At 38.6% G+C, this 11,504-nt stretch carries 9 protein-coding genes; all 9 read left to right on the forward strand.

Features of this window, described 5'->3' with window-relative positions; genetic code table 11:
• A partial coding sequence (locus ENO17_02920) for a hypothetical protein (protein ID HER23989.1) occupies window positions 1-94 on the forward strand: 94 nt, incomplete at its 5' end.
• A 158-nt stretch (window positions 95-252) separates the two neighbouring features.
• A complete protein-coding gene (locus ENO17_02925; GenBank protein HER23990.1) occupies window positions 253-2,376 on the forward strand; it encodes a hydantoinase/oxoprolinase family protein in 2,124 nt (707 codons plus the stop codon).
• Between the two features lie 2 nt (window positions 2,377-2,378).
• Window positions 2,379-4,115 carry a hydantoinase B/oxoprolinase family protein gene (locus ENO17_02930; protein ID HER23991.1) on the forward strand — a complete coding sequence of 579 codons (1,737 nt, stop codon included), beginning with the start codon at window positions 2,379-2,381 and terminating at the stop codon, window positions 4,113-4,115.
• Between the two features lie 224 nt (window positions 4,116-4,339).
• A complete protein-coding gene (locus ENO17_02935; GenBank protein HER23992.1) occupies window positions 4,340-5,362 on the forward strand; it encodes a TRAP transporter substrate-binding protein in 1,023 nt (340 codons plus the stop codon).
• A gap of 24 nt (window positions 5,363-5,386) precedes the next feature.
• Window positions 5,387-5,893 (forward strand): TRAP transporter small permease, encoded by a 507-nt coding sequence (locus ENO17_02940; protein ID HER23993.1) that lies wholly within the window; start codon window positions 5,387-5,389, stop codon window positions 5,891-5,893.
• A gap of 101 nt (window positions 5,894-5,994) precedes the next feature.
• A complete protein-coding gene (locus ENO17_02945) occupies window positions 5,995-7,305 on the forward strand; it encodes a TRAP transporter large permease subunit (protein HER23994.1) in 1,311 nt (436 codons plus the stop codon).
• Between the two features lie 501 nt (window positions 7,306-7,806).
• Window positions 7,807-8,973: a hypothetical protein gene (locus ENO17_02950; protein HER23995.1), complete on the forward strand. Its 1,167-nt coding sequence runs from the start codon at window positions 7,807-7,809 to the stop codon at window positions 8,971-8,973.
• Between the two features lie 551 nt (window positions 8,974-9,524).
• Window positions 9,525-10,376, forward strand: coding sequence for a transketolase (locus ENO17_02955; GenBank protein HER23996.1), 852 nt, complete (start codon window positions 9,525-9,527; stop codon window positions 10,374-10,376).
• Complete coding sequence (locus tag ENO17_02960; protein ID HER23997.1) at window positions 10,360-11,298, forward strand: transketolase family protein; 939 nt, start codon at window positions 10,360-10,362, stop codon at window positions 11,296-11,298. Before ENO17_02955 ends, ENO17_02960 begins: the two co-directional genes overlap by 17 nt.
• Window positions 11,299-11,504 lie beyond the last annotated feature (206 nt).

An 11,504-nucleotide genomic window follows, 5' to 3' on the forward strand; every position in this document is an offset into this window, starting at 1 on the left:
TCTTTCTTATGACCACCGAATAATAGATGGAGCAGATGCAGCAAAATTCTTAGATAAATTAGCCAGATTAATTGAAAATCCAGCGCTAAAATAGAAGGAGGTGAAAGAAAAAAGTTTATAGACCTATAGCTTTAAGATAAAAAAAGATATTTAAAAATTTATGCTAGAAATTTAAGGAGAAGAAAATGGAAAAAAAGAAAGTCGAAATACTTCACTATCTTATGAAGTATTGGATAGGGGGAAGAAATTAGAATGAACAAAGGCATAGATAACGATTTCAGAATCGCAGCCGATATTGGAGGGACATTTACGGATGTAGTTTTTATGAGTCGAAACGGAGTCACTTATACTAGAAAGCTACTTTCTACTCCAGATAATTATACACGAGCAATTACGGATGCCATTCAAGAAGTTTTTCGGGACATTGGTCTCAGCAAAACGGATATTTCTCAAATCCTTCACGGTTGTACTATAGCTACGAACGCTGTTCTTGAACATACAGGAGCCCGCACGGGGCTTATCACTACTAAAGGATTTCTGGATATTCTTGAGATTCGACGCTTTCGCATGCCGGAGATATATAATATCAGGTGGAATAAACCCCTTCCGCTGTCACCCAGGGAATGGAGATTAGAGGTTAACGAACGAATGGATTATGCTGGTAGAATAATTCGTCCCTTGGACCTTAAAGAGACGGAGGAGATAATTGATCAATTGGTGGCCAAAGGAATAGAATCTTTAGCCGTCTGTTTACTCCATTCTTATGCCAATCCCATCCATGAACAAAAAATAAAAGAGATTGTCCAGAAAAAGTATCCAAATTTGACTGTTAGTATTTCCTCCGAACTTATCCCTGTAATTAAGGAGTACGAAAGAACGAGTGAGACGGTGGTAAACGCCTATGTAAAACCCGCGGTAGTTAAATATATGCAGAATTTAGAGGGTACGCTTCAAAACATTAAGGGCAAAGGTTCACTCCTTATTATGCAATCTGGTGGTGGTTTGATGTCGGTAAAAGCGGCTATGGAAAAACCTGTATACATCATCGAAAGTGGACCCGCTGCGGGTGTAGTGGGAAGCGCTTATCTCGCTAAATCTTTAAAAATTCCAAATATTCTTACTTTGGACATGGGAGGAACCACAACAAAAGGTTCCATCATTGAAAACAACGAAATAAGTTTAGCCCCCTATTATGAAGTAGGCGCGGGAATCTCTGTAGCAAGTAGACTTCAATCAGGCGGGGGCTACAGTATTCGGGTTCCATCTATTGATATTGCAGAGATTGGTGCAGGTGGAGGAAGCAAGCTTTGGTTGGATAAAGGAATGGTTCTTCATGTTGGTCCCACGAGTGTGGGAGCCAAGCCAGGCCCTGCTTGTTATGATTTAGGAGGAACTAAACCTAGTCTAACTGACGCAAATTTAATTCTCGGCTACCTGAATCCTAAAGAAATAGGGGGAGGTCGAATTAAGTTAAACAAAGAGAATAGTTTTAAGACCGTTAGAGAGCAAATTGCCAAACCTATGAAAATCAGTACAGAAGAAGCAGCTTATGGAGCGCACATGATCGCCAACTCAAATATGATTCGGGCGATCAGTGCTGTTTCTACAGTTCGAGGTCGAGATCCACGAGACTTTGTGCTATTCGCTTTTGGAGGTGCTGGGCCAATGCATGCTGTTAAGTTGGCTAAAGAAATGGAGATTAAAAGAGTAGTTATTCCTCCCTTCCCAGGTCTATTCAGCGCCTTTGGACTCCTTTTCGCTACCATAGAGTATAATTTTGTTGAAACTCTGTACCAACGTTTGGATGAGTCCCAGGTGGAACCTGTAAACAAGGTTTGGAATGAAATGAAGAGGAAGGCTTTGATTGAGGTAAAAGCAGGGGATTATGGAGACCTCGAGGTTGATTTCAAGAAGATCATGGAGATGAGATATGTAGGACAATCCTCTGAACTCATGATTCCTGTCCCATGGGAGAACCTCAAACCAGAACATATCCCCCTCTTGAGAGAAGCCTTCAGCGAGGAACATTTTAGAACCTATGGTCACAAACGGGCAGATGAGCCGGTGGAGTTGGTAAATGCTAGACTTATGGCGAAACTTTCCAATATAAACATTTCTCCTGAGCAGATCAAAACTGAACAAAAGATTAAGGCAACCAAAAAAAAGGAGAAGAGAAAAGCATACTTTGGGAAAGAATTTGGTTGGACGGATACGACCATTTTAGGGATAGATGACTTATTGGAAAATGCCATAAAAGGCCCGGCGATTGTCGAGCTCAATGATTCTACTTGCGTGGTTCCCCCGTATGCTAAGGTTTCACAGGGTCCATGGGGGTCTATTATTATTGATATCGAAAGTACAGGAGGTGAAGAGTAGTCATGACAATGGAAAAGAATAGAAATATAGATCCAATAACTTTTGTGCTGATTAAAAATTCCATAAGCTCTATTATTGATCAGATGGCCTTGGCCATGAATCGTACTTCTTACTCACCATTAGTAAGGGATCTTTTTGACTTTGCCACAGGGCTTTGCAATGCTGAAGGCGATATCATAGGGGAAGGATTGGTCAATCCTGTTCATACTGGGGTGTTTCCCAGTTTCATTAAGGATTTAAAAAAAGTATGGAAAGACCAGATCTATCCAGGTGACGTTTTTATGTGTAATGATCCATATGAAGGAGCTTCTCATATCCCCGATGTGTATACAGTAAGACCTGTGTTTTGTGACGGAGAATTGGCAGCATTCAGTGGAGCCATTGCCCACCAGCTCGACTTTGGGGGAAAGACACCCGGAAGCAACGCTTGTGATAACATAGAAATCTTCCAAGAGGGCTTACGCATCCCTCCCACTAAATATTATGATCGAGGAGAAAGGAACCATACACTCTACCGGCTTATTGAAAAGAATGTGCGGATTCCGCATAAGGTTCTTGGTGATCTAGAGTCCCAAGTGACAGCCACCGCCATGGGGGAAAAGGCTTTCATTGCCTTGGTGAAAAAATATGGGGATTGGCCGATAGTAAAGTCCTACCTCGATGAACTTTTAGACTATAGTGAGCGCCTCACCCGTGCGGCTATTCGAGAATTACCTGATGGGGAATATGAATTTGAAGACTATATGGACAATGATGGTTTCACTTCTAATCCAGTCAGAATTTATCTCAAAATAACTATCAAAGATAACCAGATCACCTTTGACTTTACGGGGAGTTCACCCCAGGTGAAAGGCTCTATAAACCTCCCTTTTTCATCCACTGTAGCCATAGTAAACACATCGCTCCGTTTATTCTTAGATCCTTCTGTTCCTTCTAATAGTGGGGTTTGGCGCCCAGTTACCCTTATAGTCCCGCCAAGTACGATTACCCATGCAAGCTTTCCCGCTGGAGTTGCTGGTAGAGGAGCTACATTGGGGCGTCTCTGGGATGTTTGTACAGGGTGTTTGGGTAAGATAGCCCCAGATAAGGTACCAGCCTGTACATCGAATGTAGATTTTGGAATTTGTTTGGGAGGGAATAATCGTGATGGGGAACCCTTTGTATTTACCGATTTCCTTGCTGGCTCTTGGGGGGGACGACCTTTTGCTGACGGAATTGATGGTCATCCTCCTTTATGGCTCAACTATTCTAACATTCCCTGTGAGGTGATAGAAAAAGAATACCCTCTAAGAATTGAACAATATGCTTATTTACCTGATACGGGAGGAGCGGGAAAATTTCGGGGTGGATTAGGAATAATTAAAGAGTATTGTTTAGAGAATGATGTAGTAGTTCAGTGGCGTCACGATCGCGCTCTCTTCCCTCCATGGGGATCAAATGGAGGAAAAGCTGGCGCTTTAGCCAAAGGCTACCATATTACAGACGGGCGAAAGCGGATTTTAAAAAAGGAGTCTTTTTCCTGCAAAAAAGGTGATAAGCTTCAAGCTATATTACCGGGCGCTGGGGGTTGGGGCGACCCATATAAACGAGATCTAGAAAAAGTTCTACGGGATGTACGGGATAGAAAAATTAGTTTAGAAATGGCAAAAAAAAGCTATGGAGTAGTAATTAATAAAAAAACTCTAGAGGTCGAGATAGAAGCTACTGAAAAATTGCAGGCTAAATCTGGAATAAAGTAAAAAAGTTAGCGACTTTTGCATAGAACTTCTCGAACACTTTTATTGTCTGCTCCAGATAACGAGAGTTGATGTTCTCGAAGAAGCAGCTCTTTTATATACCACTAATCTTTGAGAGACATTTTCAGAAGCCGTTAACAACCTGAAATCAAGGGGGTGATAGAAGCATAAAGTAAAAGTGAGTTAGTATATTGTTTTAAAAATCAAATTAATAAAAGGAGAAAAAAATGAAAAAAAGATTATTTTTTTTGATCATCACAGTAATGATGGTGTGCACTACAGCGGTAGTTTGTTCTACTGCTACGGAACTACCAACTCTTAACTGGGTATTGCAAACCGTGGAGACTAGTCTTACAGATCCACGCGTTGAAGAATGCGTTAAATTTGCTGACAGAGTTGCTCAGCGAACCGACGGTAAATTTAAGATTAGGGTGGTTTTAGCTAAAGAACTTGGAATTGACCGAGGTGAGTTTCCCCAAGCTGTGGGTAGTGGTACCATTGAAATGGCCTGGCTAAATACCTCCGTTACTGGAGGAATATCTTCATTGTCGTATACAGGTCTATTCAACTTACCCTACCTTACTGTTGACCAAGATACTTGCTTAACGGCAGCGGAAGCAATAAATGATATGGTTTTTGAAGACATGAAGGCGCTGGGTTATCAACCGCTTCCTCCGAATAGCTTCTTTGTCTTCACCCCCCAGGACCTATTAAGCAAGAATCCTATACCGAACTTGGCTGATTTAAATGATATCAAGGTAAGGGTATGGCGAGATCTGGATGCTAAACTCATCCAGAGTTTAGGCGGCTCACCTGTTTATATGCCGGTTACTGAGGTATATATTGCCATGCAAAGAGGAGTGGTAGATGCTGTGAATACTGGGCCAAATGGAATGGTAATGGCATCGTTATGGGAAGTTGGTAAGTATTATTACGCGGTTGGACTTGAGCCCTCAGGCAGTTGGATTGTTGCCAATAATAAAAAATGGAACGATTTGCCCCCCGAATATAAGAAAATAATAGAGGAAGAGAATGTCGCTATGATTAAGGCTATGTATGATAAATATCTAACTTCTACAAGAGAGCAGCAGGATATACTGGTAAAGAATGGTGTTATAATAAATCAGCCTAGCCAGGAAGAAATCAAAGCCTGGAGAGACGCAGGAAAGCCGATTTGGGATGAGTGGGCTCAACAAGATCCTAGGAACCGAAAAGCTCTAGACGCTGCTATTAAAGCTCTTGGCTTTTAAGTATTTAAAAAGAAGGGGAAACCAATGAGGAATTATTTTGATGCGCTTAGCAACTTTCTTTCTCGTGTATCAGCTGTAGCGGGGCAAGCTATCATAGCTATCATGGTATTACTTATCACGGTAGATGTGCTCAGTCGAAATATAATATTGAAATCAATTTTGATCGCCACTGAAGTCTCAGGATATGCACTTGTTGCCCTTGCTTTTCTGGGGTTAGCATACACAGAGAGAACTGGAAGTAATATTAAAATTAGTATATTGACTAAAAGATTTTCACCAAGTGTACAAAAGAAGCTTCAGTTAGTTGTTTCAATTGTAAGTACGATTTTTATGGCTTGGCTTACTTGGATTACATTGGGTCCGGTTATAGATAATTTCAATAATAAAGTGACTTCTATAACGATTCTTCATGTTCCTATGTGGATACTTTATATTAGTATTCCAATAGGATACGCTATGCTTACAGTATTAATGACAAATGAAGTTGTAAATGGTGGATATAAATCTTTAGAAACAGACGACAGCGTGTAAGAGAGAAAAATATATTGTGCGCTACATACAGGATCTGCTATCCTTCATGACACAGATCCTGTATGTAGCGCAAATATAAGGTAAGAAGGGAGGCAATCATTATGGAGCCACTAGCGCTCGCAGGTATTTCTTTTTTAGTATTATTTATTTTGTTGTTTTTAGGTGTAAAAGTTGGCATATCGCTAGCTATGACTGGATGTTTGGGTTTCTTTCTGTACCAAGGTAATCCTGGTCTTGTACCGCTTATTCCTTACAGAACCTTAGATAGTTTTGTCTTAACTTGTGTTCCACTTTTTATCTTAATGGGTGAGATTCTAGTGCTAAGCGGTGCTACAGAAGGGCTTTATAAAGCCTGTTCAAAATTAGTAACCAGGATTCCCGGAGGTTTACTCCACACCAATATTATAACTTGCGCCATATTTGCTGCTATATCGGGCTCAAGTCCGGGTACTGCCGCTACTATCGGTTCAGTGGCAATCCCATCATTAAAAGAACGTCATTATGATATTAAAATAATACTTGGTTCGATAGTCGCTGGCGGTACTCTGGGGATTCTCATACCTCCAAGTATAAACATGATTGTGTATGGCATGCTAGCCGAGGTATCGGTTGGGCGACTTTTTGCTGCCGGGATTATTCCTGGCATTTCACTTGGAGGATTATTTATGCTTTATATTTTATATTCTGCAATCAGGAATAAAAAAATAGCACCAAGGGACTCCCGCTCTTCACAAAAAGAAATAGTTTTTAGCCTTAAGGATTTTATGGGATTATTACCATCAATTGCCTTGATTTTTCTTGTACTGGGTGGAATTTTTGCGGGAATCATGACTCCAACAGAAGCAGCTGCAATAGGATGCACTTTTTCGTTGTTTATAGTTTTAGCGTTACGGAAATTCAGTTGGTCACTTTTGGGAAGAGCTCTTGCAAAAACGCTACAGACTACTTGCATGATATTATTTATTGTCGTTGGATCGAGTATTTTAGCAAGTTTCTTTTCCAGGACTGGGATACCCACAGCTGTAGCTGAGCTAGTTATTAACTCAGGAGTTTCAAAATTGGCCGTGATTTTAAGCATATGTATTGTCTATGTGTTTTTGGGCTGTTTTATAGATCCTACATCGATCATTGTAATGACTGCATCTACTGTGCTACCAATAGTAAAAGAGCTGGGGTTTGACATGGTTTGGTTTGGAGTGATATATGTGTTAACAGCTGAAATTGGCATGATTACACCTCCAATGGGACTGAATCTTTTTGTCGTTCAAGGCATCTCGAAGGAAAATATAGTCAAAGTAATCCAAGGATCAATTCCATTTCTCTTTTTAATGATTATTTTTCTCGGGATATGTATATGGTTCCCTTCCCTCATTCTATGGCTTCCTAACCGTCTATTTGGCATAGGGAGCTAATTGTTTCTTAAGATTTTTCCCGCTGCCATTTCAAACTGGAAAACTTATGTAATTGTCTCTATGGTCGGTTTATTGTTAAAAAAATGGACATTCTTCAGGATACATTTACAGAACGGAGAATGTTGGAAGCATGTATTGTAGTAGTGGTCGTTGATGGTAAAAATATGCTCCTATAATGGGAGCCTTTCATGTTGTTCATAAGCCCAAAAATTATTAATCAAGGTACTAGATGCTATTATCCGAAATATCCTACTGTGGCTATTTAACAACTTTTTATGATCTGCAACAAATTCAAAATAAATTTTAAATGACTTAAATACAAACGAGAAGCTTAAAAGTATAAGGAGGCTGATAAATAAAGCAAACAAATCCTATTAAGAACGACTTACCTTATTTTCATTATCGGAAAAAGTAAAAGGAAATACTCAAAAGGAAGATTATTTTTACTTTGAGGTAGTTGGTGGAATTTTTAAATAGACAAAGATAACGTGGAGGAGAAATATGACAAAACAGACTGTTCCTTATCAATATTTAGACACTCCGGTGTGTCTTTTAGACCTTAACAAGCTCGAGACAAATATAAAATTAATACAACAGGCAGCCAATGAAGCTGGAGTAAAACTGAGGCCTCATACCAAAGTTCACGAGTCTGCATATATAGCTAAGATGCAGCTTGAAGCGGGAGCCAGTGGTATTGAGGTCGGTGCCATAAACCAAGCAGAGCCCATGGCGGAAGCCGGTATATCAGACATCTTTATTGTTCATCCGTTTTTCGGTGAGCATAAATTGGAAACCTTAAAACGGTTACTCAGTAGATGGCCTAAATTCAAATTCACCATCGTCGTGGATATGGTTGAACAGGCGGAGGGTATCTCAAAAGTTGCCCAAGCCATTGGTAAAACCGTTCCCCTGGTGATAAAACTCGATACAGGAGTAGACCGCTATGGGGTTGCACCGGGTGAGCCTACTTTGAATCTAGCTAAAAAATTACAGCAGGTTCCTGGTATCGAGCTTATAGGACTTTATGCTCATGAGTCAGGCGCTAAACCAACTGAAGAAAACATTGCTGAAATGGCTTATGATGTTGCATCTAAAACCTGTGAAATGGCAAGGATGCTGAAAAAAGAAGGCTTTAAAATGGAGCATGTCTCGGTAGGCGCATCATCAACACATTTTTCCACCTGCCGTTATATTAAAGAAGGAAAATTTTCGGAGATAACAGAGCTTCATCCAGGACAGCGTGTCATCGGAGATGTTCGATGTATGATGGGACTTGGCATTACCAAAGAACAATGTGCGCTCACCGTACTGGTCAGCATTATGAGCACAACTCATCCTAATTACGTTGTCATTGATGCTGGATGGAAGACCTTTAGCAGTGAATCCATGATTGAACGACGAGAAACGCCAGGCTTTTTCTGGAATGGGAAACCCACTTACGGCTCTATCCAGAGGCGATCCGACATCAGATTTGCCCGTATAGCCGCCGAGACAGGCTGGATTTACTATATGGAGGGTGCCAAGAAAGATCTGAAAGTTGGTGATCGTTTAGAAATCGTACCTAACAATGTTAGCAGTGTTATCAATACGCATGACAAAATATATGGTGTAAGAAACATTGATGTGGAAGTTGTGATCCCTATTACCGGAAGATGTCTGGGGAGTTAGCTACAATTTACTACTGAAATCGAAATTGTAATTAAAAAGAAACAAAGCTATAGAAATCCGTGATAAAAGAATGTTAATTTATTTATTGTCTCTCGTTAAAATAAGAAGTCTGAATAGAAATAATAGTCGATTTAAAATGAAAATAATCGTAGAAAGTTATGAAAATTATTTAACACTATTAGATGGTAAGGAATGTGTCAAAGGATTGATCTTTTACCCGAATTCTTCGGAACTGTCCGTTGGTTTTTACCAAGAATACTTCTTCGGTTTCGTACCTATCATATCTATCGGTCGACAGAGTTCTACCTTAAGCATTCCTCTATACCGGTGGTAATAGGCCTTGGACTGACAAATTCCTTTTTATTGCTAGGATCATCTGTAGGTGTAAGGCCTTATCTGCCGCTTTAAGGGTAACAGATTATCTAGAAAGCCATCAAGCTCAGTTAAGTCAGGTGCTTTTCTATTCAATGATTATTTCTATCATATTAAAAAAGGAATATATATAAGGAATTTTTAATACATTGAAATCAGAATTTGGGGGTTTTAAATAAATGAAAGAAGAAAAAGATTTACTATTGTACCTAAAAAGTATTTCAAAAAAAATTAGATATGAAACGATAAAACTGGCTTACGAAGCAGAATATGCTCATCCTGGACCTTCATTATCTATAACTGATTTATTAGTAGCTTTATATTATGGTGAATTAAATATTGATCCCAATAAACCTAATTGGGAAGATAGAGATAGATTTGTTCTTTCTAAGGGGCACGGGTGCTTATCTTTATATGCTATTTTAGCGGACTTAGGTTTTTATCCGGCAAAGGAAAATTTAAAATTAAGAAAGTTGAATTCTTTGGTTCAAGGTCATCCCGATATGAGAAAGACACCTGGAATAGATTTTACCGCTGGTTCTTTAGGTAATGGGATTGGAGCAGCGGTAGGTATAGCTATAAGTTTTAAAATTGATAAAAGACAACATAGAGTTTTTACGATTTTAGGAGATGGGGAAATTCAAGAAGGCATTGTCTGGGAAGCTGCATCAATTGCTTCGCATTTAAAGTTGGATAATCTTGTTGCGATCATTGATAATAATAATTTTCAAGCTAGTGGTCCTGTAGAAAAAATAAATAATATTGAACTAATTAAAAATAAATGGGAAGCTTTTGGTTGGATTGTTATTGAGATTAATGGTCATAATTTTACAGAAATATTACCCGCTTTAAAACTAGCAACTTCAATTACATCAAAGCCTACTATTATTATTGCCCACACAATTAAAGGAAAAGGCGTATCTTTTATGGAGAATGATAACTCTTGGCATCAGAGACAATTGACCAAAGAACAATATCAGCTAGCATTGAATGAAATATCTTCTTATGAGGAGGGTGAAAAAATTGGGTAATACAAGAATTGCTTTTGGTGAAGCGGTAAGAGAACTGGCATTAGAAGGAAAGGATATAGTTGCTGTGAATGCGGATACAGAAAAGTCTATCTGCCTTGATTTATTGAAAGAGAAATTTCCTCAAAGAGTTATAAATGTGGGGATAGCAGAACAGAATATGATGATGGTTGCAGCAGGCATAGCTAGTACAGGAAAAATTGTATTTGCTTGTAGTTATGCTATGTTAAATTCAATGAGAGCCCTAGAACAAGTAAGAACATTTATTGCTTATCCCTATCTTAATGTCAAGATAATTTCTGGATTATCGGGTTTATCCGGAGGAATGGAGGGTGTAACTCACCAATCAATAGAGGATATTGCTATAATGCGAAGTATACCCAATATGGTTATTTTAGATCCTGCAGATTATAATGCTACTAAAATAATTGTCAAAAAAGCTTCTGAATATAAGGGTCCTGTTTATATTAGATTAGGGAGGAAGGATAATCCAGATATTTTTGATAAAAATTATCAATTTAAAATTGGAATAGCAAATAAACTTGAAGAAGGGAAAGATGCTTGTATAATTGCCACAGGCTTAATTCTAGATAGAGCAATTAAAGCAGTGAACATTTTGAAAGAAAGAGGATATTCTATTGAACTATTAGAAATGCCCTCAATTAAACCTATAGATAGAGAGGCAATTATTACTGCTGCACGTAAGACGGGTAAGATAATTACTATAGAAGATCATAATATAATTGGAGGATTGGGAGGTGCTGTTGCTGAAGTATTAGTAGAAAATTATCCCATAAAAATGAAAAGGATAGGCCTAAATGATACCTTTGCTGAATCAGCAAAATATCCAGATCTCTTGGATAAATATGGGCTTTCAATTAATAATATAGTTATACAAACAGAGGAGATAATAATTAATTCTTAAATGAATTATTAATCTTGTTTAGTTGTTTGCTCAATTAATTAAACTGGTCTTCCTCTGATAAAACAGATACTCAGTCAAGCAACCGTTGATTTTACTGAATTTAAAAAACTGATGAAAGAAAATAAGGTCAGGATAACTTCCGGTTTAATCTTTTTTCTATCTAAAGTTTTAAGAGAACTAAATCAATTTAATGCCCACTTTAATCA

Source organism: Candidatus Atribacteria bacterium, from assembly GCA_011056645.1.
GTDB lineage: Bacteria > Atribacterota > Phoenicimicrobiia > Phoenicimicrobiales > Phoenicimicrobiaceae > Sediminicultor > Sediminicultor quartus.